The sequence below is a fragment of the Paenibacillus typhae genome (assembly GCF_900099765.1).
Lineage (GTDB): Bacteria > Bacillota > Bacilli > Paenibacillales > Paenibacillaceae > Paenibacillus_AQ > Paenibacillus_AQ typhae.
Map to the genome: position 1 here is coordinate 52826 of NZ_FNDX01000004.1, position 24601 is coordinate 77426.

A 24601-nucleotide genomic window follows, 5' to 3' on the forward strand; every position below is an offset into this window, starting at 1 on the left:
GCTGCTTAGAGAAAAACGGGCTGTACAAATCCTTCTGTCTATGACGTTCAATTACCGCAGAACCAGGGAAATCTCCAGCTCATCCTGGATTCGCAGCTTCATATCAATGCCGCTGTCGAGCAGCGTCTTATCATTCAGCTTCAGCTTCCATTCTTCATTCGAAAGCGGCTTGTATTCCTTGACAGCGAGCAGCGTTCTGTTGTTCTCGGCCAGATGGACCAGCCCGCTGCTCTTCAGCAGCCCCCTCACCGTCAGATTCTCTGTATAAGGCATAACATAGGACTGCGTCAGCTCGGGCTGGCCTACCCCGCCGTTGACAGTCAGAATGACCGGCTGAAACGGAGCTTCCTGTGCAGCTGCGGCCGTTATAAGGATAGTATCATCCCTCTTGACCACCGTGCCGGTGTCAGCCACCGGCTTGCCGCTTAATTGAATCTCCCAGGCCATATCCGGACTGAGCGATATATGGTTTACAATCAAAAGAGATTTGCCGTCTCCGGCAAAGGTGACAAGGCCGCTGGCGTCAAGCAGCTCCTTCACGGTGATCTCCGGCCTATAGGCATCACTGATCTGCCGGCCGGAGCTGCCGGTCAGGTCCGTATCCCCCACTTTTATGGAAAACACAGGCTGAACAGCACTGGCAGCAGCATTATTCACTTCCAGATTCCCGTTCAGGGCATCACAGCCTCCGGCAATCATGATTAGTATAAGCCCCAGACACAAACGCCACAGCAACTTCACTTGCACTTCTCCGGCACCGCCTTCTCGGCCTGAACACAGCTTCCAGCATTTTCTCAGGCATGTAGTCGTTATGTATTACTCCTACTTAAGGATAACGTAAATAGACAGGCTTCTCAATCATACCGCTGTCATTTTGCGGAACATTTACTGCTGGAGTCTGGAGAATGATCGGGAAATAATCCCAGGCTGTGCATAGGACGGATTAAGCATAGAAAAAGCCCCCGAGGGGGCTTTTAACTTCACACACCGCTCCGTTTATTGATAACGCAGGAACAGGTTGTTGTTTTCCAGATGTACATGCTCGAAGGTCATGCCTTCCAGCTCCTCCAGCCGGGCGTAGGTCAGACGGTAGGTAGTGCAGGCATGCGGCGGCGGAGTGAAATCATTGGTGACTGCACGTAGCTCACGCAGAATTTCGCCGGCCCCTTCATGTTCCTGCTCCAGATTATGCAGCAGCTCGTGCAGCTCAGCTAATCCGGCTTCGCTTGGATTTTCGCTGTAAGCCAGCATTTTAGGGAATTCCATTTCCTCTTCCTGAGCGGTATGCTTCAGCAGGTCTTCACGCAGCAGGTTGAACAGGCGGTGTACTTCGGCCAGATGCGGGGAATCATCACCGTGCACACGGAACACCTTGGTTACGTTCTGGCTGATCTGCGGAAGCTCTTCACGCAGGTATCTGTGATGCTTGTTCACAATATGCTCAACCAGCTCACGGGAAGATGCCTGGTTCCATCTGGTATCTTCCTCCAGTACAGGATGCTCTTCTACCAGCTTGTGCAGATCGCCGAGCAGCTGGTCTGCGTTCAGCCCTTTTTCTTCGGCTGCTTCAGCCAGCGGCTTGGCACCGCCGCAGCAGAAATCGATTCGCTGTCCTTTAAAGTAATCTGCCGCTTTCGGAAATTTCAGTACGATATCTCTTACGAAATCTTCACCGCTGAAGCTAAGCTGTTCTGTTGTCTCGTTTATTTGATTGGCCGTCATAGTAGGCCCTCCCTCATCGTTATTGGTCTAAGTTCTTTCTTGCCTCTTCACAATAACGCCGGCAGGGACGCGGCCTAGTGATTAAACGCACTGAATATATAAAATTTTAGTGAACGCATTACTCGATACGCTTAATTTTCCACTGTCCGCTGCTTGATACCATTGTAAATTTCAGAGACCGTGAGTAATCCCCGCTGTTCTGGGTTACCTTTATTATTTTCACCCCGTTCTTGTTAGAGAGTGTGGTGTACGTCAGATCCAGTTCCCCGTATTCCAGCAATCCAATCTCCATAACCTTACTTACTTTAAATTTCAAGATTTCCGGATCAGCTGCCATCCGCTTCATTTCCGCAAAATTAGCCTCCGGCCAGAGGCTGTCCTCAATGTAGTTTCTGATTACCGACTCAGCGCTATCCGGATAAGTAAATTGTCCGTGCCCGTTGTGATATAACACTTTATATTGATCAGATGCTGATCCGTCATAAGGATGATAGATAAACAGCTGATGGCCCTGTAAATCCTCGTAGCTGTATTCAGATACACTGTCCATAATTCCGTTTGCATCTATATCCTCCAGATAACGTTTCCCTTGTCCGGTAGCATTCGGAAAATTACTTTCCAGAAGAACAGGCCTGTTATTCGTCCATTGGTACAGGTTAAAGCCTTCTCCGCCTAAAATCCCCTCCATGTAAACGGCAATATGTTTTTTACCGCTCTGATCCAGCTTTAGAATCTCCACATGATCCAGCCCGTGTACTACGATTACAGCGTCCTCCAGCTTCCCCAGATTTTCAAACCGCTTACCGTTCTGACGGATTACATGAAGCTCTACTTTCTCTGCCGTATCCTCTGGCTCTAAATGGGTGTACACTACATATTCTGTTTTTGAGTCGTTATCTATGTCTCCCGATGCCTGCACATTTAATTCAGCAAGAGAGGTAATCCCGGACAGATATTTGTCGAAGCGCTGGTCAAAAAAATGCGCATTACCGTTTACAGTCACTGTTCCTATCACTTTCTTTTTAGGATCCGAGAGCACCTTAATTGTTGCCGCCTGCCTGCTGTCAATCAGTTCATAGCTCCAGTAACCGTTGGCGCGGGCCACCGCTGACACCAGGTCCATCACCTCTCGTTCACTGCTATCCTGAAGTTTGAACGGAAGCTCCACATAAAATTTAGGATAGGTACCATTCTGGTATAATTCCACCTGTTTCAGGGTTACTCCAGCAGCTTTAAAAGCTTCTTTTACCGGATGCTTCCAGGTCCCCATATTTACAATTTTCTGTTGGCTTGCAGCATGGACTGTAACTGGCCCCTCTGCAGCCGTGACCACAAGAATGCTTAGTATAAGTACGATCCATCTTCTCATAATGACCTCCGGGACATTGGATTAAATTGTATATTCCATCCATTTTAACCAATAAACCAGAGCCTTGCTGCGATAAAAATCGCCTAATTAATATAAAAAAACACCTCTAGGCAAGAGGTGCTTTACATAGTGTTAGCAACAATGATTAGCGGACAGTAGCCTGCATATAAGTCCGCTTCCCCTGGGCGTCTTTCAGATAGGGGCCCAGCCCGGCAAACCTGGAATGATCCACATATACACCGGTCATCCATCTGCCTTCAGTAAGCCCGCCGTTCCACTGGAGAACCAGATCAGGTGCGGATATCCATTCCTGGTAGACCTGTATATGATCTTCCTTATATTCTTTAAAAGGCTTACCATCCCCGATCAGCCGGAACGGGCTGACATAGGTCGGCACAAAATATTGCCCTATAGTATCCAGATCATCTCCGTCCAGAAAGGCCTCGCTGCCCAGATAGTGCTGGAACAGCAGCGTATTCTCATACAGCGACCAGATTACAGCCTGCAAAACCATGCTCTGTCTTATCCCGTTATGAAAGGTGAACAGCCGCTGGCTTCCTGATGCGGCCCGCTTTGCAGCATCCGCAGGCTCCAGGCAGTGCCGCTCACAGCCGATGCATTTCCAGCCTGACGGACTCTGAATCCATTTCTGAAACACACTTCCGCTGTCATTATCCCCTTTATATAAAGAGGAAATAATTTCATAGGGTACGCCGATCCACGAGTCCCATAAGGAGCCGGGAAGATAGCCGTGCAGCATGAGCAGCGCCTTGTCATAAATAAGCTGGACTTTGATCGAAGCAGTCTCCAGTTCGGCAACATCCTCTTTTCCATAGGTTATTTCCCGGGAAAACAAGGTGGTTTTCATCTTCCTCGCCTCCTAAATGTTGTGCGGAACGGACTTCACACTTTGGTTACGCTTTCACTCGGATTCCCTGCGACATCATAATCAGCGGCTAGACAGGCTGGCTACGCCAGTTTTTCCTATTATATTACATTTTCGCGTCAGTTGTGCAAGTTTTATTTATTAAAAATTTATATACACCTGATTAACAATTGAAAAAGCCCCTCTTTCCATTAGCGGAAAAAGGGGCTATCAACAGGACTGCAGTAGCGGGACTATTCGACCCAGCTCTCGGCCCAGGACTGGATCTGCTGCATGACCGGCTCAAGCGCGCGGCCCTTTGTTGTTAATTCATACTCGATGCGTACCGGAGTTTCAGGATACACATGTCTTACCAGAATGCCTTCGCATTCCAGATCCTTCATTCGTTCCGACAGCATTTTATCGCTCATTGACGGGATCAGGCCGGAAATATCCTTGAAGCGTTTCGGGCCGCTCATCAATGTCTGGATTATAAGTCCATTCCAGCGTTTGCCTAAGAAAGAGAAGGCCGTTTCGAATCTTGGGCACATCGTCAGCTGATGCTCTTCCATTGTTCTCACCTCTCGTTGTGAAGCTAACTATTAGTTAGTATATATAATTTTAACATATTTATAGCATAATGAACATCGTTTTCCCAAAAAAAGTTCATAGCCTACCTTATTATATCCCCAGTGTCAATCCCCTGTGCCTGAGTGTGGCTTGCGCCGGGCGATGGCCTCTGTTACTACGTAAGCCAGCTCATCATTGCCGTACAGCGACAGCACCCCGAGAACCGTATCATCGGATATGTCTCCGGCTTCTTCTTCCGGTACAGTCAGGGCAAGCGCCCGGCCCAGGGCGGCATTTCCTTCCTGCTGCGGATAGGCCTGCAAATACAGGGCATGCGGGTCCAGCTTATTGTTTACACACCACTGGGCAAACACGAGAATCATCATTTCTTCATCCCGCTTGTAGCTCTCGATGATTTGCTCCTCCATTGCTTTGCGGTAATCGTCCACGTTCCTGCTCCTCTCTGTTTATCTGGCAGTCAGCTCTGCCGCCAGCCTGTGACCAGGCAATACGGCGGAAGCAGAGATGCTGCACTGCTCCGGTGTATCCAATGTACTTAAAAAATGCTTGACTGCTCCGCTGAATCCTCTGCGCTCCAGAACGGTATCCCAGCTGCCGAAGGTTTGGTTGCGCGGCAGAGAACCCTTTTCATATAATACCGCCCGCTCCATATCCGTTACCTCCACTGATCTCCCGCTTCCGTGCAGCTCCAGCTTCTCAATATCAGCTCCGGCATCCCTTACCATGCTGTATATTCCGGTAACGCCCCGGTTCCAGCCAAGAATTCCGGAAGACTGCAGCAGCCGTCCATCACTGTCGGAGTTCAGGCTGCTTCTCAGCAGCTCATAATCGTTGCCGCACAGCCACAGCAGCAGATCGAGCATATGGATCAGATCATCATGGACCGTCTCACGGCTGCTGCCGTTCTGCTGGCTGGTGCGGTGCTTAACCGCATGACACTGGCTGATTCCGCCTGCCTTCTCCAGCCAGGCCTTGGCTGCCGTATACATCGGTGCAAACCGGCGGTTGAAGCCGACAGCCAGCAGCACTCCCCGCTCCTCAGCCAGCTTGGCCATCCGCTGCGATTCTTCCAGATCATAAGATAACGGCTTATCTACATACACCGGTAATCCTTGCTCCAGACATTTGGTAACATACTCATAATGGGTTGTAGTGGGACTGTGTACAAAGACTGCATCCAGGTTCCAGGAGAGCAGCTCATCCAGATCCGTTGTACCCTTGGGTAACCGGTAGGATCGGACCGCCCCCTGCACAGTAGCCGGCGAATGGCTAAGCACGCCGACCACCTCTGCCTGATCGTGGCGGGTCAGCAGCGGCAGATATACTTTGCGGGCGATATCGCCGATCCCGATCATCGCGACTCTTTTACGTACGGGAGTATTCATAGTACATCTTCCTTTACATGTCGTATAGATGTATTATACCGTGACATGCCGCTGCGACAATGATCTTTGCTTCATTAATCGGTTTTTTTTCAGTATGATGAGAGGAACAGCTTGTGAAGGGGCATAGTAAAAATGCGAAAAGGATTGACGGTTCTCCTGTATGTTTCGGTTATTATTCTCGCGTTTATCTACAGATATAATCTGCTGGACTGGCTGCGTGGGGATCATAGTCCTGTTCTGTCTTTTATTGCAGCTGTGCTTCTGGCCCTGTTTCCTGTCCTTCCCTACAAACTGGTCATCGGCTTGTTCGGTTATGTGTACGGAGGCTTCTGGGCGGCAGTCATCTGCTGGAGCGCAACGACGATTGCCGCAGCGGTCATGTACGGTCTTGTAAAATACCTGTTTCAGCAGCGCGCCTTCACCTATCTGTCCTCAGTACCGGCACTTCACAGATTCACGTCTGCCATACAACGCCGGCCGTTTGCTTCCATTGTGTTGGCCAGGCTGCTTCCGGTAATCCCGCAGACTGCAGTGAATATATATGCCGGGGCCGCAGGTCTGCCCTTCTGGAGCTATCTGGCAGCTTCCGGAATCGGCAAGCTTCCGGGTATTGCCTTATATGCGTTTCTCGGAGGCAGCCTATCCGGTCATCCCGGGACTGTGATTGCAGCCTTGGCGTTGTATGGGGCAGTACTGGCAGCGGCAGGCTGGTCTTTGCGCATTCAGGCTGCGGACAAGCCCAAAGAATAATGATCCGGCTGGCCGGGGCGTTGGCAGACAGTGCATATTTGTTTTATACTATAATTAATTAAATTTTGATCAATTTAATGACATTGCATAATATGGAGGGATATTCATGAGTGAAATTCAATCTGAACATATAGGCTCGAAGACAGAAAAGGCCACCTTTGCAGGCGGCTGCTTCTGGTGTATGGTATCCCCTTTTGAAGACTTGCCGGGCATAGCCGGAATTATCTCCGGGTATACAGGCGGCCATACCGTTAATCCGACTTATCAGGAGGTCTGCTCGGAAACAACCGGGCATGTAGAAGCAGTACAAATTACATTTAACCCTGACATTTTTCCATACAGCAAGCTGCTTGAGCTGTTCTGGCAGCAGATTGATCCGACAGATGCCGGCGGCCAGTTCCATGACCGAGGGACCTCTTACGGCACAGCCATCTTCTATCATTCCGAAGAGCAGCGCCTGGAAGCTGAAGCCTCCAAAGCGGCGCTGGCTGCGAGCGGACGCTTCTCGGCACCGATTGTAACCCCTATTCTTCCTGCCAAGCCTTTTTATCCGGCAGAGGAATACCATCAGGATTACCACCGCAAAAATCCCGCCCATTACAAGCGGTACCGCAAGGGCTCCGGCCGGGAAGCCTTCATTGAAGACCATTGGAAGCATAAAGAGGATAAGCAGAGCCTCAAGGAGCGCCTGACTCCGCTGCAGTATGAGGTTACACAGAATAATGCGACCGAATCGCCGTTCCGCAATGAGTTCTGGGATCATCACGGCGACGGACTGTATGTGGATATCGTCTCCGGGGAGCCGCTGTTCAGCTCCAGGGACAAATACGATTCCGGCTGCGGCTGGCCCAGCTTCACACGTCCGGTCCGCGATTATGCGGTTAAGGAAAAAACAGACCTCAGCCATCTGATGATCCGCACCGAGGTCCGCAGCAAGGTTGCCGATTCGCATCTCGGCCATGTCTTCACCGACGGCCCCGGCGAGAATGGCCTGCGCTACTGCATCAACTCAGCTGCCCTGCGCTTCGTACCCAAGGAGGATCTGGAAAAGGAAGGCTACGGCGAGTACCGGGTGCTTTTCCAGTATGCATAAGCAGCTATATCCGCTCAGCTCCTGATCCCTGCGGAACAGATACAATAAGCCTCCAGCCCGTCTTTGGACGTGCTGGAGGCTTTATTTTGGCATAGCATCCGGGACGTTTACAGAAACAGGCTCATCCCCGGTGCATCGGCAGCTCTCGGCACAAAACCAAACCGTTCATAAAAGGCTGCTTTTCCGCTTGCTGCAGAGAGCTGAATCCAGCGGATTCCCTTTGCTTTGCAATGGCTGATCAAGTGTTCCATTACCAATGTCCCGATCCCGAGACCTTGATAATCCGGCTTTACGATTACATCGCAAATCACACACTGGATTACACCGTCGGAAACAATTCTGCCAGAGGCGGCAAGCCTTCCGTCCCTGACTACACTTAATGTGTACCAGCTGTTTATTAAGGAATCCTGAAGCAGCGTTGAGGTCCAGCGTCCTTCCGGGTCCCAGCCGGTAGATTGATAAAGCTCATAATACTCCTGTTTATCAGGAAGGCTATTAAGAAACATCAATTCCACTGTTGCTTCCTCCTTCCTATTTACTCGAATGCTCATCCTCATCTTTGAACAGATCGGCTTCCTCAGACAAGCTTCCGGTGCTGTGACCCGGCAAATCGCGCTGCGTCGTCCTTCCGGCACGTATACGCTCCAGCCTAGTCTCCTGCCCCCGGCCGAGCTTTTTCCGGATAAACAGCACAACAGCAGCAATGACCGCCAATACGACCAGTACAGGCAATGCTGCCGCCAGGAAGACAAACAGCCCCTGGAACATAACCGACAAGGCATTCAGACTCTTCGACAGCGCATCAGAGGCCCGTGTCATCAGCGGCTCCTGCTCTTTTTTCTGAATATCAACGATACCCGAACCGCTCTGATAGAGCCGCAGCTCTACTGTTGAAAAGGATACATTCTGGTCGATATAACGCATTCTGCCTTTGATCTGCTCAATAGCCTCCTGGATCGCCCCAAGCTCATTGGCAAAGGCTACAAGATCCGAGGATTTGGTTGCTTTTGACATAAAATTAATGTACTGGGTCTCCATCAGCTGCTTCGCCTTAAGGCGTGATTCGAGATCCACGTATTCCTCCGACACATCCTGGCCCTCGATGCTCCGCTGTATTCCCTTGTTCTTAATCTCCTCGAGCTTGTCAAGAAACGGGGAGAAGCCCGCAGCCGGCACCTTCATCACAAAGTTACCGCCCTTTTCGTAGTCGGACATATTCTCTGTGAAACCGATGATATATCCGCCTGCCAGCGTAACCAGGTTGCGCACTTCGGACTGGGCCTTTCCGTAATCCTCTACTTCCATGGTAAGATTCGCTTTATAAATCAGCTTCTTGTTCAGCCCGGCTGCAACGTCAATGCCGCTGAACCCGGATGTCCCAGTTGGGCTGCCGGATGCCTGCTGTCCTGAATTCCCGCCCTTGCCGGCCGGATTATTGCTGCCTGAGTCAGCTTCCCCACCGCGCATGGCAGTCTGATTCAGGTCCACATCTGCTGAGCTGTCGTACTTCATCGTCTCTTCTGCTGCAGGCGCCGCTTCCGTGGAAGCTTCACTGGCTGCCCCCATATTAGCCGCTGCATTATCACTTGCCGAATTGTTGTCACCTGAACCGCAGCCCGCCAGTATCACCGCCAAAACCAATAAACCTGTCAAGTAATGCAGACCCCATTTGCGCATACTCATTCCTCCAAAAGTGTAGTGGATTTCCCGCTTCTTTTGTGCAATGCAACCAGCCGTTCATCTTCTGTCTGTTTTTCAGATGTTCCGCCTACCCATTTGACGTTCCAAATGCTGGAAGGTTGCAGGAGAAATAGTAAAATAGCATCCTTTTTCTAAACCTGGATTCCATAATTAACAATTCAGTCATATATATGTATGTAAAAAAGGACCACCCGACTGCCGGATGATCCGTTTGCGCAAATCCACTATTTTTGCTACAATTATTATGCCTATCGACTCTGAAAAGACAAGATACGCCAAATACCCTGTATTCATTAGAATAAGGGTAAGGTCTGTTCGGACAAGCTCCACCTTGCTGAACAGGGCGCTATTCGCACTAACAATATTGATAATCTACTATAAGGGGAGGTGACCCTCATGGCAAAAGACGTTATGTGTGCCGTAAACTCCTGCACCTACTGGGCTGAAGAGAACAAATGTAACGCTGAATCGATCTTCGTTGCTTATCACAGCTCCAAGGAGCCTAAGCATTCTGAAGAAACAGACTGCAAAACATTCGAAAGCAAATAAGGAATACTATCAGAAGGGACCCTCCACGGTTCCTTCTTTTCTGTTTCTCATTTTATCAAGAATGATAATTATTATCAAGTATTTTTTTATGTGCGGAGGGTGAACGATGATCAAGCAGATTGGCCGGGTGTTCAACTTACGCCACCACAGCTATTGTGGTGGCGTTAATTATGCGCAGACGCTAACGCTTCCTTCTAGACCCCGACTGCCTTCCTCACCTGCTCTGCCGCCTCTACCATATTGCGCAGAGCTGCAGCGGTTTCTTCCCAGCCTCTGGTTTTCAGGCCGCAGTCCGGATTGATCCAGAACTGTCCGGCGTCAAGGACACGCAGGGCACGTTCGATACTGGCGGTCATCTCCCGCGTATCCGGTACCCGCGGACTGTGGATATCGTATACGCCAAGCCCGATACCCTTATCATATTCCTGCTCCTCAAAGCTGACAATCAGCTCGCCGTGGCTGCGTGAGGTTTCTATAGAGATGACATCTGCATCCATTGCCGAGATCGAATCAATCATATCGTTAAATTCGCTGTAGCACATATGGGTATGGATTTGCGTTGTATCCTTGACCGGATTCGTAGCAATCCTGAAAGCCCGCACTGCCCAGTTCAAATAGTGCTCATGATCCTCCGCCTTCAGCGGCAGGCCTTCACGGATAGCCGGCTCATCCACCTGAATCATCTCGATTCCGGCAGCCTCCAGCGCTTCTACCTCCTGCCGCAGCGCGAGCGCGATCTGATTCGCCACTGCTTCACGGCTAAGATCATCCCGGACGAATGACCAGTTCAGGATCGTCACCGGTCCGGTCAGCATTCCTTTGACCGGCAGCCTGGTGAGCGACTGGGCATAGACACTTTCCATGACGGTCATCGGCTCTACAAACGCAACGTCAGCATAGATAACCGGCGGCTTCACACAACGGGAGCCGTAGGACTGCACCCAGCCGCCTTTGGTGAACAGATAGCCGGCCAGCTTCTCGCCGAAAAATTCCACCATATCCGTCCGTTCAAACTCCCCGTGTACCAGCACATCCAGGCCAAGCTCCTCCTGGAAAGCAATGGCATCCTCGATCTGCTTGCGCACGAATGCGTCATAGCGCTCCTGGCTCCACACGCCCTTGCGCCATTTGAGGCGGGCCTGCCGGACCTCGGCTGTCTGCGGAAAGCTGCCGATCGTCGTTGTCGGCAGCAGCGGCAGCTGCCATTTGTCGCGCTGGACCTTCTGCCGCTCGGCGAACGGCAGGCTGCGGCTGTCCGGAAGCTGCTGCAGCCTGCGCACCTGCTCTGCCACATCTCCGCGGCCGCGCTCCGGCAGGGCGCGGAACAGGGACAAGGCTTCGCGGTTCTCTGCCAGCTCGGCGGCATAGCGGTCCTGACCGTCCGCTGCCGCTGCAGCAATCAGGCTCAGCTCCGCCAGCTTCTCGTCCGCAAAGGCGATGGCGTTCCTGACCGTGCTCTTCAGCCGGTCCTCGCCCTGCACCGATACCGGCACGTGCAGCAGGCTGCAGGAAGGCTGCAGAATGAGCTGCCCGTCCGGCACGAAGGCCCGCAGCTCCCGGATCAGCTCCAGCTTGGCAGCGGCATCGCTGCGCCAGATGTTGCGCCCGTCAATGATGCCGGCACCGAGCCATTTGTCCGCGGGCCAGGCCAGCTGGCGGATGGATTCCAGATTCGCTCCGCCATCATGGACAAAATCCAGGCCAAGCCCGGCTACCGGAAGGTTCAGCAGCGCTTCCAGCGGCTCTGCAGCCTCAAAGTATGTCTGCAGCAGCAGCTTGAGCCCAGGCACCCTGGAGGCAATGGTCTCATAGATGCGCTCCAGAAGCGTGATATCTTCTGCACCCAGCCCGGTGACAACCGCTGGCTCGTCAATCTGCACCCAGGCTACGCCCTCCTGCTTCAGCTCCTGCAGCAGCTGGATGTAGACCGGCAGGAAGCGCTCAGCTACCGCTGCAAGATCTGCAGCCGGGAAGCCCTTGGACAGCTTCAGGAACGTGTAAAGGCCGAGCACAACCGGCTTGCCTTCTATTCCAGCCTGCTCTTTGGCGAACCGGTAAGCAGCAAGGGGCTTATTGGCTGTCAGCACCGGAGTCTGTTCACCGATCTCCGGCACGATATAGTGGTAATTCGTATTGAACCATTTGGTCATTTCGCAGGCTGTAGCTCCGGCGCTGCCGCGGGCCATCGCAAAATACAGCTCCAGGGAAATCTCTCCGCCGTCATACCCGTAGCGCGGCGGAACTACACCGAACATAGCAGCCGTATCAAGCACATGATCATAGAAGGTGAAGTCGCCGACCGGAATCAGTTCAATCCCTGCCTGCTGCTGTGTTTTCAGATGCTGAAGCTGAAGTCCCGACATGCCGGCCCGGAGCTGCTCCTCACTGATTTTACCGCTCCAGAAATCTTCAAGCAGCTTCTTCCACTCCCGGTTTCTGCCGATTCTCGGATAACCGAGGCTGCTTGTTGTTATAGTGCTGGACATAATGACTCACTCCTAGTTCACATAATTGTATTTATCACGTTGTTATACGATGCCGGATTTTAATAACGCAAGCGCTGCCCGTCTCTCCTAGCCTTCGCCGCTGCCGTGCACCTGATCTGCTGCAATCATACTAACCGCAGGGATGAGTCCGCAATAGCTTTGCCGTTTCCCGGTTATACACATTCTCTATAGCTGACGCCGCATAAACCTTCCGGAAAAGCTCCATTCCTTCTTTTTTATCTTCCACTTTTATCCTTCTCAGCAGAGAGATACCGGAAAACTGCCGGAAAACCGCATAAAAACGGCGGCCCCTTCCCTTCCCGGGAGGAGCCGCCGTTTGCGGCAGCCTGCTATAAATTAGGTTTATGGAAGCCGTCTATCGGACCGCCTAAAACCAGACGAGATAGACTACGGCAGCCAGGACAATCCGGTAGATTGCGAACGGCAGCAGCTTGATCCGGTTGATCAGCTTCAGGAAGAAGCGCATCGACAGCAGTGCGAACAAAAAGGCGCTGATGAAGCCGGCGATGAAGAACGGCAGCGCGTCGAGTGTAAAGTACTGCCAGTTCTTGATGAGCGAGATCAGACTGGCACCGGCCATAATCGGCACTGCCATAATAAAGGTAAAGTCCGCGGCAGCCCGGTGGCTCATTCCGAGCAGCACGCCTCCGGAAATGGTCGAGCCGGAGCGGGAAAAGCCCGGCCAGAGCGAGGCACACTGAATCAGGCCGACCGACAGCGCCTGACGGTATGTAATTTGGTCGACCGTTTCTGTTTTTGGTTTTTTGGGCGCAAAGCGGTCTGCAATGATCATAAAGATGGCTCCGACGACCAGACCGATCAGTACCGTTGAGGTTGAAAAGAGATGTTCATCAATGTAATCCTCAAACAGCAGGCCGAAAACGCCTGCCGGAATCAGGCCGACAAGGACCTGGCCCAGCTTCAGGCGGCCTTCTGTCTCCACCTGCGGCACACCGTCCGGCACGGCAGTCATTTCTTTACGGCTGAACCGCTTGAGTCCCAGCAGATCAATAAACCGTTTGTAGAAAATAATGACCACCGCGAGGATCGATCCCAGCTGGATTACAACCTTAAACGTGTTGGCTGTATATTTTCCCAGAAACTCCTGGGATTTCAGCCACATGTCATCCACAATGATCATATGGCCCGTGGAGGAAACCGGAGCAAATTCAGTCAAGCCTTCAACGATACCGAGAATAATTGCTTTCATAATGGTTAGCAGCTCCATGTTTTTCCTCCTTATGATTGTCTCTGCCTGCGCAGAGTTAATAAACTTCTGTTATCCAGCCTCCAGCTTAGCTGCGGGCTTTGCCCGCCGCCTGTCTTCTGCGGAAGAACAGCACGCCCAGGACAAGAATCCCGGCTGCAAGCACGACGTAGACAACGTTCGAATAAGCATCCATATAATGGGCGATGTCTTCCCATGACTCACCGAGAGCCGCACCAAGCAGAATGAGCAGCGTATTCCAGCCCAGCGTACCAATGGTAGTGAACAGCATGAACTGGCCGAACTTCATTCCCGACATCCCGGCAGGGATGGAGATCAGGCTGCGCACCAGCGGAATCATCCGGCAGAACAGAACCGTCCAGTAGCCGTATTTGTCAAACCAGGCATCCGCCCGGCGGATATCCTTGGCGCTGATCCGCAGCCAGCCGCCCCAGCGCTCGACAATCTTCTCCAGCCTGCTTACATCGAGCAGCCGTCCGATCCAGTACAGCACGACCGCTCCGAGCAGGGAGCCGACCGTAGCGGCAATCAGCACACCGGGAATGGTCATATCCGAGGTTGTCGTCATAAATCCGCCGAACGGCAGGATGATTTCCGAAGGGATCGGCGGAAAAATGTTCTCGAAGGCCAGCATCAGCATAATGCCGAGATAACCGAACTGCTCCATAAAGTCAGTAATCCAGGTTTTCATTGTAAAGTCCTCCGCATTCAAGTCAATTTTTTTTGAGGTTACGCAGATAACGGCCGCGGATCAGGAAGAAATACAGACCCTGCGCCGCCAGATAACCGGCCAGCACCGCTCCGGTCTCCACAGCAATGGACAGGTAAAACAGCCGCTGCAGGGCGATAAATGCAAACAGGCTGTGCAATATGGCCATTCCAACCGGGATAAAAAACATCAGTGCCAGCTGCAGCGTAACGGTACGATCCAGCTCCTGGTCGGTCAGCCCCATTTTTGACAAGGTGGAATACTGTTGCCGGTCATGATCCAGATCCGTATACAGCCTGAAATATAAGAAGCTGCCTGCGGCGATGAAGAAGACGGTCCCTACCAGCAGGGAAGCGAACAGCATCGTGCTGTAAAGAATTTTCTGGATTTCAAACAGTGTGCCGCTGACTACTACCGCATAGGGGGCATCGCTCTCATAGGCCACCTTCCCCTTGTCACTAAGGGACCTTGCAATACCTGAGGTTTGCGGAAAATCATCTACATAGAAGCCTGTATAACGGTCTGTGTGCACAGGAGTAATGGCCTGGAACAGACTGTCACTGATCACAATCCCGCTAAAATCCCCGCCGTCCCTGCCATCCAGCTCAGGCAGCAGATATTCGGCAATCGGGACATGGCCGGTATAGCCGGCTTCAACAATCTCCATTCCCTGCTCCAGGGTATATACCGCCTTGACCCGGCTGGAGGTTAGGCTGCGGTCACGCTGCGAGCCGATCATCACCAGCCCTTCGCTGCCCTGCAGCGGCTGTTCGACGGAGACGAATCCCGCCTTTTCCAAAGCCTGCATGTAGTCGCTGTAAGATATAAGAGGCAGCTGGCGCGTCAGGTCAGGCCCGGTCTGGGAAGCTACCTCCGCATATTTTACCGGGAGCGTTAAGGTTTCATAAGGTAATCCGAGGCGCTCCAGCTCGCTGCGGATCCCCTGCAGATCATGCTCTGCCCTGTCTCCATCCTGATTAGCCTTGGCCACATAGCCTACAGCCGCCGGATAATCCAGCTTCAGCTCTCTGGACAGGGTATGAATCGAAGCAAACACGCCGACAGAGGTAAAGGATACCGCCGACACAATCGTCACCATAAAAAACATGCGCCCGTTGGCCTTCCAGCGGTAAGACAGTCCCGATAGCATAATCAGATTCGTCTTGTGCCAGTAGAACCGGCGTATGCTGCGCAGCACACCCGCGATATACAGGCTCAGCTGTGTATAAAACAGATAGGTTCCGATAACCGTAATGGCAACCACCGGGAACATGACCCGCTCCACCGAGGAGGCCGAGGCTGAGGCCGCAAGGGCGTATCCGCCGAGCAGCAGCAGGGCAGAGACGGCAGCCCACAGAAGGGACACCCGCGGTGCCTGTTCCTTCCTGCGTCCCCCTTGAAACAGGCCGCGAGGAGAATCCTGACCGATCAGCACGAAGGTCCCGAGAGAGATCAGGACGAACAGCAGGGCGAAGCTGCTGATTGTCAGCACAGGCGCCTGCCAGGAGAAATAAAACTCCAGCGGACCTATCCCGAGAAAACCTGCCCCGATCATCAGAAACAGCTTGCCCAGCAGAATGCCAAGCAGGGTGCCGCTCAGGATGGCCGACCCGCCGATCATCATATTTTCCAGAAACACCATTTTGTTGAGCTGGCCCTTGGTCATTCCGTGCATGAGCAGGATACCGAACTCCAGCTTGCGTGATTGCAGAAAGGAGTCTACGGACACCAGAACGAACAGTGAGGAAAAAACAAAGATGATCCCCTCCGCCGCCAGCATCGTATTGGCCGCGGTGCTTAGAATCAAGTCCTTTTTAATGGCCGGATGAAAAACAAACAGCGCACAGAGGAAAAAAACCATCACCGAAAAGGAGCTGCAGACGAAATAGGCGGCATATTTGCGTTTGTTGCGTGTAACATTCCTATAGGCGAACTGGCGAAAGGTCATGGGAAGCTCCTCCCAGCAGCGACAGCATGTCGATAATATTTTGGAAAAAAGCCGCCCTGCTGCTTCCCCGGTACATCTCGTTGTAGAAACGCCCGTCTTTGATAAAGATGACGCGGTGGCAGAAGCTTGCCGCCACAGCATCATGGGTAACCATCAGCACGGTAGCCCCCTCGGCCTCGTTCACCTCAGCCAGCAGCCCCATGACTTCCCCGGCCGTTTTGGAATCGAGGCTCCCTGTAGGTTCATCCGCCAGAATCAGTGCCGGGCGGTGAATCATCGCCCGGGCAATCGCCACCCGCTGCATCTGGCCGCCGGAAATCTCGTAGGTGCGCTTGCCTAGCAGCTGCACAATTTCCAGCCTCGCCGCCACTTCCTGCAGCCGGCGTTCCATTTCTGCCACCGGTATACCGGCCAGAGTGAGCGGAAGCACGATGTTCTCCTCTACAGTGAGCGTATCGAGCAGATTGAACTGCTGGAAGACAAAGCCCAGCTCCTTGCGCCGGAACAGCGCCTTCTCCTTGCGGCCCAGCGTGTTCGGATCGCGGCCTCCGATCATCACTTCACCCGAGGTAGGCTCATCAATGGTGGCAATAACGTTGAGCAGCGTCGTTTTACCGCTGCCGGAAGGGCCCATAATGCCGACGAATTCCCCCTTCTCTACAGCAAAGCGGATGTGGTTCAGCGCGTGGATCGACACCTTGCCCTCGTATATTTTGGATAGATTGTGTACGTCTAACAGGGGCAAGTGCTTCCGCTCCTTCTGTCTTAGATTGCTTTTATTATACAAAGTGTTAACACCAGGCACTATTTCTGAAACTTACAGTCACCTTACATTATTGTAAGCAAGCAGGGGTTGACAGCAGCGGCAGCATCTCCTATATTTATATGCATGAGCATGCATTTATTAAAACGGTGCTTCTGTTACATAAATCATGCCAAATTCAGGCACTCTGCCAAGGAGAGATAACCGAATGAAAGATCTGTTCACCCCTTATGAGCTAAAGGATTTAAAGCTGAAGAACCGTGTAGTTTTGCCTCCTATGTGCCAATATTCTGTTACTGAGAAGGACGGTATTGCTACTGACTGGCATTATAACCATTATGTAAGCCGGGCTGTTGGCGGCACCGGGCTGATTATTATAGAGATGACGGATGTGGAGCCGGACGGCCGGATTACCGATTATGATCTTGGCATCTGGTCAGACGAGCACATCCCTGCCCTGGCGCGGATTGTCGACGCCTGCCATGCCTACGGCGCCAAAGTGGGTATCCAGATTGCCCATGCGGGACGCAAGGCTGAAGATGCAGCCGTTCCTGTATCCTCCTCCCCGATCCCGTTCGACGATAAATCCAAAACACCACGCGAGCTGACAACAGCAGAAGTGAAGGACATGGTCGGCAAGTTCCAGGCAGGTGTGAGACGTGCGGTTAAAGCCGGTTTTGATGTGATTGAGCTGCACGGCGCCCACGGCTACCTGATCCACCAGTTCCATTCACCGCTGACCAACCGCAGAACCGATGAATACGGGCAGGACCTTACCCTGTTCGGCAAGGAAGTCATCGCTGCCGCCAGACAGGAAATGCCTGAAGGCATGCCGCTCATTATGCGCATCTCGGCACAGGAATATGTTGAGGGCGGCTACGGCCTCAAAGAAAGCCTGAATATCGGCGCAGCCTACAAGGAAGCAGGCGCTGACATCTTCCATATCAGCGCAGGCGGCGAAGGCGCTATTGCTGCTGCGGGCAGACCCGGCACGCATGCTGCTTACCAGGTTCCGCTGGCCCGGGCATTCAAACAGGAGCTGGCAGTTCCCGTCATTGCCGTTGGCCGGCTGGATGAACCGGCGCTTGCCAACGCCGTAATCGGCAACGAGGAAGCGGATCTTGTCGCTGTCGGCCGCGGAATGCTGCGCAACCCTTACTGGACGCTGGAAGCCGGCGTACAGCTCGGCAAGGCTGCAGGCGTTCCGAAGCAGTATACTTTCGGTTTTCCCCGGACTAATAACTAAGCAGTTAACCGGAGAGGGCATTCTGGTATATGGTTCATTCAGCATTACAGCCGGCTGACTTCTTTGCTCGCAACCCGCAGGGCGGAAATGGTATAATGGATTTTAACTAATTTCATGCGCCGGCATGCACCGGGAGAGGACTTTTCAGATGAAGAATAATCCGGAGAATGATCTGATAGCCAGCTGGCTGTCTCTGACTCATATACAGATGAATGTTGCCAATGAACTGGAAGCAAGGCTTCAGGAGAAGTATCAGCTGTCCCTGAAGGAATTTTACCTGCTGCTCTTTCTGTCCGAGGCTCCGGAGAAGAAGCTGAGGCTGCAGCAGCTTGAGGCAATGGTAGGCCTCAGCCAGAGCGCGGTCTCCCGGCTGGTCAGCCGGTTCGAAGCCAAGGGCTGCGGCGCGCTGGAGCGCAAATCATGCGATAGCGACCGCAGAAGCATCTATACCTCGCTGACAGCGATCGGACAGGGCAAGGTGGACCGCGCCCGGGTAACCGTGGGCGAGGTGCTGGCGGAGTCATTTCCCCACAGTGAAGCTGCACAGCTGCTGGAGCAGCTTGCGCGGCTGGGACAGCAGCAATAGGCTGCTCCAGCCATTAACGGCGTACACATAAATACCCCGCTATCCTTTTGGGATAGCGGGGTATTTATGTGCCGGTTCGTCCATCAGCCCTTGTAAGCGCCCGATCTCTCCGTAATAATATCAGGTCTGAAAGCTTATCTGCTGATGCTGCTGGGTATCGGACTGATGGAAGCTTATGCTGTGAATCTCGCTGTACAGGGGAGCGGCCTGGCGTTTCTGATTACGAACTCGCTGTCTCTGGCCGTTGTCTCTACCGTCGTGGTTCTGATCCTGCACTACCTGCCCCCGCGCTCCCGGAGAAAATAATCCGAACCGCCGTTCCCTTGCCCACCTCGGAGGAAATCTCCACCTCATGCCCCAGCTTGCCGCAAATCTGCTTAACCAGATACAGGCCCATCCCGGTAGATTCCTGAAAGGTGCGCCCGTTAACACCGGTGAAATACGGATCAAACACCCGGGGCAGGTCGCCTGCCGGAATGCCTACCCCTTCGTCACGGACTTCAAGTATGACCCGCCCCTGTTCCTCCGTATAACCATGAAAATGTACAAGTCTGCCCTCTTCCACCGTATACCGCAGCGCATTCGTAATCAGCTGGGTCAGCACAAATCCGAGCCACTTCTCGTCGGAGGTGATGGTGATGCCGCTGTCTACGGCAATTGCCGGGAAAACACGCTTGCGGATAAACAGCCTTTTCTGCTCGGAAGTCACACTGCGCACGACAGCAGCCAGCTCCAGCTGCTCCACATAAAAGTCGTGCTCGAACGTATCGAGCCGGGCGGTATACAATACCGTATCCAGCCCCTTCTTCAGCCGGTCCAGCTCATCGCCGATCGCCGTAAACGGGGGGCCGTCCTTATCCTGAATAATTAAATGAATGACAGACAGCGGCGTCTTCATCCCGTGCACCCACTGGTTGATGAAGTGAATATGCTCCTCCAGCTTGTGGCGGTAGCTGTGCAGATCATTCTGATAGAGCCGGAACTGCCGGGTCAGCAGATTGCGCAGGCTGTCGGCAAGCGGCGAGCTCTGGGCCGGTCCGCCCGATTCATCGAGGGAATCCGGCTGTGTCAGCAGCCGTTCATAGAAGGAACGGTTGCTGATATAGCGGAAAGCCAGATAAGCCAGCAGCAGGCAGGTGCTCAGCAGCATCGCGTACAGGCTCACCTCCATTGTGCTTCCGCCGTCCAGCCGGTATATCAGCGTAATGATCAGCAGCTGCGACAAATACACTGCAATTAACGGCGTCTGTTCCCGTAAAAAAAGCCTCACTGTGCTTCCCCCCAGTCGCCCGATAACCGGTAGCCTTGGCCGCGCACGGTCTGAAGCCCGTCCTGGATTTCCAGGGCGGCCAGTTTTTTGCGGACCCGTGTCACATAGACATTCAGTGTATTATCATCGACAAATGCCTGCTCATCCCAGATTTTCTCCAGCAGCCGGTCACGAGTGACGACCGTACCGGCTTTTTGCATCAGCTCATCGAGGATTTTGGCTTCAGTATGGCTAAGCTCAATCCTTGCTCCGCCCCTCGAGAGCAGCAGCCGGTCCACATCAAGCAGCAGGCCCGAAACATTCAGGCTGCGCTCATTGCCTCCGGCAGCATAGGAGCCGTAGGCGCGGCGGAGATGGCTTTTGATTTTGGCAAGAGCAATTTCATAGTCAAAAGGCTTCGTAATATAATCATCCGCCCCGTTTTCGAGCGCCATTACCTGATCCATCTTTCCTTCACGGGCGGAGATGAACAGAACCGGACAGGTGGAAATACCGCGAATCTGCCGGCACCAGTAATAACCGTCGAATTTGGGCAGATTGACATCCAGCAGCACCAGGTGCGGTGCATACTGTTCAAATTCGCTCCTTACCGCTTCAAAATCCTGTACAGCCTGTGTCTCATAGCCGAACTTATGTAAGTAATCCTGAAGCAGGGTCACCAGACCCTGATCATCTTCGATAATGAATATTTTGAACATAGAAGGCCTCCGGTTGCAGCCCTGGCCTGTGCCAGGGGGTTTGCCCATAATATATACAGTCCCGGCAGGCTAGTCAAATATGGTATACACTGTATAGGAGATTATAAAGGGTAAGGAGGACACAGATGAAAGAGAATAAATATGATGATGCCGTTTTTTTTGAAAAATATAGCGCAATGCCCCGGTCTGTCGGAGGCCTGGAGGCAGCAGGTGAATGGCAGACCTTCCGCTCTCTGCTGCCTGTTTTGGACGGAAAAAGGGTTCTCGACCTAGGCTGCGGCTTCGGCTGGCACTGCCGGTATGCGCGTGAGCAGGGTGCGGCCTCCGTCACCGGTATTGACCTGTCAGGTAACATGCTGCAACGGGCCAGGGCGATGACGAGCGATCCGCAGATCGAATACCTGCAAATGCCGATAGAGGACATCTCTTTTGGTGCGGGTGAGTTCGATACGGTAATCAGCTCGCTGGCCATTCATTATGTGGAACGGTTCGGCGACCTGTGCCGGCGTGTGAACCATTGCCTGAAATCCGGCGGGCAGTTTGTGCTGTCTGTGGAGCATCCTATTTTCACAGCATTGGCAGCCCAGGACTGGCATTATAGCCACAGCGGCGAAAAGCTGCATTGGCCGGTCGATGCCTATCATCTTGAAGGTGCGCGTACAGCCAGATTCCTCGGAGAGGACGTTGTAAAATACCACCGCACACTGTCCACCTATTTAAACGTGCTGCTGGACTCCGGATTTACGCTCGCCAGGATTTCTGAGCTGCAGCCGACCCCCGAGATGCTGGAGCAGAATCCGGCATGGCATGAGGAAGTGCGCCGTCCGATGTTTCTGCTGCTGTCTGTGTTTAAGGCTTAGTAGCAATTTTTGATGTTTATTAAACAAACAGCCGCCCCTCCGGGCAACCCGGCGGTACGGCTGTTATGTTCTTTATTGTGTATCCGGCACTGCTTATCTGCCGTCGAGCAGATTGCCCAGGCCGCCGAGAATGCTGCCTTCCTCCTTGCGTCCGGACCCGCCTGCTGCCGACAGGATGCGGTCGGCCATCCGGCTGAACGGCAGGGACTGCACCCATACCTTGCCCGGTCCGCGCAGGGTGGCAAAGAATAGGCCTTCCCCCCCGAACAGGGCGGTTTTGACGCCTTTGACGAATTCAATATTGTAATCCACGGATGAGGTCATCGCCACAAGACAGCCTGTATCAAGCTTGATCGTCTCGCCCGGCTGCAGCGTCCGCTCCAGCACATGTCCACCGGAGTGAACGAAAGCAAGGCCGTCCCCCTCCAGCTTTTGCATAATAAAGCCTTCACCGCCGAAGAAGCCTACGCCCAGCTTGCGCTGAAATTCGATGCCCACAGAGACGCCCTTGGCTGCACAGAGAAAGGAATCCTTTTGGCAGATGACTTTGCCGGAATACTTCTGGAGATCAAGCGGGATAATCTTGCCCGGATACGGCGCAGCGAAGGTTACATTCTTCCGCCCATAATGCCCGCTGTGTGTGAAGACGGTCATGAACAGGCTTTCTCCCGTCAAAATCCGCTTGCCCGCCCCCATCAGCTTGCCCATCAGTCCGCTGCCCTGCCGCGAGCCGGAGCCGTCACCAAAAATCGTCTCCATCGTAATTTCCGGGTCCATCATCATAAAGCTGCCAGCCTCGGCTACTACACTCTCTCCGGGATCAAGCTGAACCTCCACACACTGGATTTCCTCGCCCATAATGACATAATCAATTTCATGCGCACTCATACCTGCAGCCTCCTAAAGGGTTAATAATGCTTAAGCATCCGCTTCTCTGTAATTTCCTGATGTTATGAACGAGATATATACGCGCTGACTGCTGCCAGGGTTTCAGTCCTGCAGGCACAAATAAAGGCCGGCTCAGATGCATTGCATCATAAGCTGGCCTTAGATCATGAACCCCGCGCTTCGGGGTTAACTTTGCGCTGGTCACGCTACTGAACCATCATGCGGCTTGCTCAGTTTCGGCTGAAGCTTCGGTACTTTGTTCAGCTTTGGTCTGCCCAGTGATGTAGTCAAGGTGATGACATAACCGGCTACTACAACAGCCATCACTGTATACAGTGTCTCCTTGACCGGCATATAGATAAGTGACAATGCCAGAACAATAACATCCATGAGGATGAAAACCGTACCTACCTTTATGCCCTTCCATTCACTGATCAGCAGCGACAAAATGTCGTCACCGCCGCTCGCACCGCCGCCCCGCAGGACCAACCCTGCACCAAGACCTGTCAGTACGCCGGATAACAAGGCCGCAAGCGGCAGGTTATCCTGCAAGTCAATCACCCATCCGGAATAGCGCTCCATCAGTCCGTAGAATAGCGTAAAGGCTGCTACAGAGATGAACGTGTTCACCACGAACGATCTTCCTTTAAAAATCATGGCGATTATAAGTACTGGTATGTCCAAAAGTAGAGTCGATACAGATGGTGAAATGCCTAGTACATATTTGCCGAGCAGAGCCAGGCCTACAAACCCGCCCTCGGTCAAATGGTTCTGGTAATTAATGTGATAATAAGTAAACGCTAATAGCAAAGTTCCGGACAAAATAACGGTGAGTCGTAACGGCAGTTTCATGCCGTCGTTGTGATTCCTCATACAGGTCTCCCCTTATCGTAGTTGGCGGCTTAGACGTCACCGGACCCTCTACGACGGGTTGCACCAGAGGAGCTTATCCTTCGCATACAATACTCCCTTCCCACGTCAGAGGCGGCTTCGTCATTAACAACGTTTCGCACCTGCTACAGGGAAGCTAAGTATAAGACAGATCATAACGTTTCCAAATCGTCCTTTGGGGAATCGTCCTTCGGGGACACATGGTATCCTGATCCTTTCTTTAATTTGATAACTTCTGAATAGATTATACCACGCGGCGGGCCGTCTCTAAACAGGTTTCCAGTAAAAACATCACGATTCATGTAAATTTTACGCTGTATTCATGTAAAACTTACATTCAGCCCTGGTTTCGCAGCAGGCGGTTGACTGTTTCGCGCCGGACGCCGATCAGCTGTCCGATTTCTTCCTGGGTTAACAGATCCGTAAGCTGTGCGCCGTAAGCATAATCTTTCATCCAGCGGTTCAAGAGCTCCATGCGCTCTGCCGGAGAGCCGACGGTCAAGTGATCCAGCCGGGTCTGCATGAACCGGACCTTCTCCTGGAGCAGCAGCGCGATCTCCATCACTTTGTCCGGATTCTCGCGAAGCTCCCGGTACCATTCCGCCGCCGGAATGATCTCGATCTCGCTTTTGATCATGGCGACAGCCGTTCCATGCGCCTCCTTAGGCGAAATGAGGGAATGATGGGGGACGGTCTCACCGGGATACAGCAGGTTGAACAGCACCATATTCCCGTTTTCATGCAGCCTTGTTACTTTGAACAGCCCGCTCTTCACCTTATAGAGATAATCGCAGCTGTCTCCCTGGCGGAACAAGACTTCCCCTCTGTGCAGAATCATTTCGCTCTCTCCTTTAGCTTCTGTTTATGTATATTAATAATTATACAGAATTACACCTCAAAATTGCAGCGGAATCAAACAAAGAAAAAACTGCGGGGAACAGACCGGCATCTGATTCCCCGCAGCTTGCTGTGCGGATCGTTG

The 24601-nt window shown here is 52.7% G+C and carries 25 protein-coding genes; 6 read left to right on the forward strand and 19 right to left on the reverse strand.

What is annotated here, in order from left to right:
* Positions 1 to 51: 51 nt before the first annotated feature.
* The 7 genes from BLR64_RS04920 to BLR64_RS04950 all read right to left on the reverse strand — a co-directional run bounded on the left by BLR64_RS04920 (position 52) and on the right by BLR64_RS04950 (position 5932).
* Positions 52 to 741 carry a hypothetical protein gene (locus tag BLR64_RS04920; protein ID WP_139171907.1) on the reverse strand — a complete coding sequence of 230 codons (690 nt, stop codon included), beginning with the start codon at positions 739 to 741 and terminating at the stop codon, positions 52 to 54.
* Between the two features lie 255 nt (positions 742 to 996).
* A complete protein-coding gene (gene ric, locus BLR64_RS04925; protein WP_090712760.1) occupies positions 997 to 1722 on the reverse strand; it encodes an iron-sulfur cluster repair di-iron protein in 726 nt (241 codons plus the stop codon).
* Positions 1723 to 1840: 118 nt separating this feature from the next.
* Positions 1841 to 3091, reverse strand: coding sequence for a hypothetical protein (locus tag BLR64_RS04930; protein ID WP_090712762.1), 1251 nt, complete (start codon positions 3089 to 3091; stop codon positions 1841 to 1843).
* A 145-nt stretch (positions 3092 to 3236) separates the two neighbouring features.
* A complete protein-coding gene (locus BLR64_RS04935) occupies positions 3237 to 3959 on the reverse strand; it encodes a hypothetical protein (RefSeq protein WP_090712763.1) in 723 nt (240 codons plus the stop codon).
* A gap of 251 nt (positions 3960 to 4210) precedes the next feature.
* The gene (locus BLR64_RS04940; protein ID WP_038594991.1) at positions 4211 to 4528 is read right to left on the reverse strand and encodes a winged helix-turn-helix transcriptional regulator; all 318 of its coding nucleotides are present in this window, start codon (positions 4526 to 4528) and stop codon (positions 4211 to 4213) included.
* Between the two features lie 123 nt (positions 4529 to 4651).
* Positions 4652 to 4954 (reverse strand): hypothetical protein, encoded by a 303-nt coding sequence (locus BLR64_RS04945; protein WP_415840988.1) that lies wholly within the window; start codon positions 4952 to 4954, stop codon positions 4652 to 4654.
* A 39-nt stretch (positions 4955 to 4993) separates the two neighbouring features.
* Entirely contained in the window at positions 4994 to 5932 is a 939-nt protein-coding gene (locus tag BLR64_RS04950; protein ID WP_090712771.1) for a Gfo/Idh/MocA family protein, read from the reverse strand.
* Positions 5933 to 6064: 132 nt separating this feature from the next.
* On the opposite strand from BLR64_RS04950, the gene BLR64_RS04955 reads away from it, so the two are divergent.
* Both BLR64_RS04955 and msrB read left to right on the forward strand, forming a co-directional pair.
* A complete protein-coding gene (locus BLR64_RS04955; protein ID WP_090712778.1) occupies positions 6065 to 6682 on the forward strand; it encodes a TVP38/TMEM64 family protein in 618 nt (205 codons plus the stop codon).
* Positions 6683 to 6788: 106 nt separating this feature from the next.
* A complete protein-coding gene (gene msrB, locus BLR64_RS04960; RefSeq protein WP_090712780.1) occupies positions 6789 to 7775 on the forward strand; it encodes a peptide-methionine (R)-S-oxide reductase MsrB in 987 nt (328 codons plus the stop codon).
* A gap of 107 nt (positions 7776 to 7882) precedes the next feature.
* Here the strand turns inward: msrB and BLR64_RS04965 are convergent, their stop codons facing one another.
* Complete coding sequence (locus BLR64_RS04965; protein ID WP_090713157.1) at positions 7883 to 8281, reverse strand: GNAT family N-acetyltransferase; 399 nt, start codon at positions 8279 to 8281, stop codon at positions 7883 to 7885.
* Between the two features lie 25 nt (positions 8282 to 8306).
* A complete protein-coding gene (locus tag BLR64_RS04970; protein ID WP_244157617.1) occupies positions 8307 to 9452 on the reverse strand; it encodes a DUF4349 domain-containing protein in 1146 nt (381 codons plus the stop codon).
* A gap of 420 nt (positions 9453 to 9872) precedes the next feature.
* On the opposite strand from BLR64_RS04970, the gene BLR64_RS04975 reads away from it, so the two are divergent.
* On the forward strand, positions 9873 to 10025 hold the full coding sequence (locus BLR64_RS04975) for a DUF1540 domain-containing protein (protein WP_090712784.1): 153 nt from the start codon (positions 9873 to 9875) through the stop codon (positions 10023 to 10025).
* 194 nt (positions 10026 to 10219) lie between these two features.
* On the opposite strand, the gene metE is transcribed toward BLR64_RS04975, so the two are convergent.
* The 5 genes from metE to BLR64_RS05000 all read right to left on the reverse strand — a co-directional run bounded on the left by metE (position 10220) and on the right by BLR64_RS05000 (position 17162).
* Positions 10220 to 12511: a 5-methyltetrahydropteroyltriglutamate--homocysteine S-methyltransferase gene (gene metE / locus BLR64_RS04980; protein ID WP_090712786.1), complete on the reverse strand. Its 2292-nt coding sequence runs from the start codon at positions 12509 to 12511 to the stop codon at positions 10220 to 10222.
* A gap of 388 nt (positions 12512 to 12899) precedes the next feature.
* Positions 12900 to 13760 carry an undecaprenyl-diphosphate phosphatase gene (locus tag BLR64_RS04985; protein ID WP_090712788.1) on the reverse strand — a complete coding sequence of 287 codons (861 nt, stop codon included), beginning with the start codon at positions 13758 to 13760 and terminating at the stop codon, positions 12900 to 12902.
* Positions 13761 to 13827: 67 nt separating this feature from the next.
* The gene (locus tag BLR64_RS04990; protein WP_090712790.1) at positions 13828 to 14451 is read right to left on the reverse strand and encodes a DedA family protein; all 624 of its coding nucleotides are present in this window, start codon (positions 14449 to 14451) and stop codon (positions 13828 to 13830) included.
* Between the two features lie 22 nt (positions 14452 to 14473).
* Positions 14474 to 16417, reverse strand: coding sequence for an FtsX-like permease family protein (locus tag BLR64_RS04995; protein WP_090712792.1), 1944 nt, complete (start codon positions 16415 to 16417; stop codon positions 14474 to 14476).
* Complete coding sequence (locus BLR64_RS05000; protein WP_090712794.1) at positions 16392 to 17162, reverse strand: ABC transporter ATP-binding protein; 771 nt, start codon at positions 17160 to 17162, stop codon at positions 16392 to 16394. Before BLR64_RS05000 ends, BLR64_RS04995 begins: the two co-directional genes overlap by 26 nt.
* 226 nt (positions 17163 to 17388) lie before the next feature.
* Here BLR64_RS05000 and BLR64_RS05005 point away from each other — a divergent pair, with 226 nt between their 5' ends.
* Together BLR64_RS05005 and BLR64_RS05010 are read left to right on the forward strand one after the other, a co-directional pair.
* Positions 17389 to 18426 carry an NADH:flavin oxidoreductase/NADH oxidase gene (locus BLR64_RS05005; RefSeq protein ID WP_090712796.1) on the forward strand — a complete coding sequence of 346 codons (1038 nt, stop codon included), beginning with the start codon at positions 17389 to 17391 and terminating at the stop codon, positions 18424 to 18426.
* Positions 18427 to 18574: 148 nt separating this feature from the next.
* Positions 18575 to 19012 carry a MarR family winged helix-turn-helix transcriptional regulator gene (locus BLR64_RS05010; RefSeq protein WP_090712798.1) on the forward strand — a complete coding sequence of 146 codons (438 nt, stop codon included), beginning with the start codon at positions 18575 to 18577 and terminating at the stop codon, positions 19010 to 19012.
* Between the two features lie 250 nt (positions 19013 to 19262).
* Here the strand turns inward: BLR64_RS05010 and BLR64_RS05020 are convergent, their stop codons facing one another.
* Together BLR64_RS05020 and BLR64_RS05025 are read right to left on the reverse strand one after the other, a co-directional pair.
* Positions 19263 to 20282, reverse strand: a complete 1020-nt coding sequence (locus tag BLR64_RS05020) for a sensor histidine kinase (RefSeq protein WP_090712800.1) — start codon at positions 20280 to 20282, stop codon at positions 19263 to 19265.
* The gene (locus BLR64_RS05025) at positions 20279 to 20980 is read right to left on the reverse strand and encodes a response regulator transcription factor (protein WP_090712802.1); all 702 of its coding nucleotides are present in this window, start codon (positions 20978 to 20980) and stop codon (positions 20279 to 20281) included. The genes BLR64_RS05020 and BLR64_RS05025 overlap by 4 nt, the downstream gene beginning before the upstream one ends.
* Before the next feature lie 125 nt (positions 20981 to 21105).
* On the opposite strand from BLR64_RS05025, the gene BLR64_RS05030 reads away from it, so the two are divergent.
* Positions 21106 to 21840, forward strand: a complete 735-nt coding sequence (locus BLR64_RS05030; RefSeq protein ID WP_090712804.1) for a class I SAM-dependent methyltransferase — start codon at positions 21106 to 21108, stop codon at positions 21838 to 21840.
* 93 nt (positions 21841 to 21933) lie between these two features.
* Here the strand turns inward: BLR64_RS05030 and BLR64_RS05035 are convergent, their stop codons facing one another.
* The 3 genes from BLR64_RS05035 to BLR64_RS05045 all read right to left on the reverse strand — a co-directional run bounded on the left by BLR64_RS05035 (position 21934) and on the right by BLR64_RS05045 (position 24457).
* The gene (locus BLR64_RS05035) at positions 21934 to 22728 is read right to left on the reverse strand and encodes a TIGR00266 family protein (RefSeq protein WP_090712806.1); all 795 of its coding nucleotides are present in this window, start codon (positions 22726 to 22728) and stop codon (positions 21934 to 21936) included.
* Between the two features lie 201 nt (positions 22729 to 22929).
* Positions 22930 to 23601, reverse strand: a complete 672-nt coding sequence (locus BLR64_RS05040; protein WP_090712808.1) for a YitT family protein — start codon at positions 23599 to 23601, stop codon at positions 22930 to 22932.
* A gap of 355 nt (positions 23602 to 23956) precedes the next feature.
* Positions 23957 to 24457, reverse strand: coding sequence for a Crp/Fnr family transcriptional regulator (locus BLR64_RS05045; protein ID WP_068728537.1), 501 nt, complete (start codon positions 24455 to 24457; stop codon positions 23957 to 23959).
* Positions 24458 to 24601: the final 144 nt, after the last annotated feature.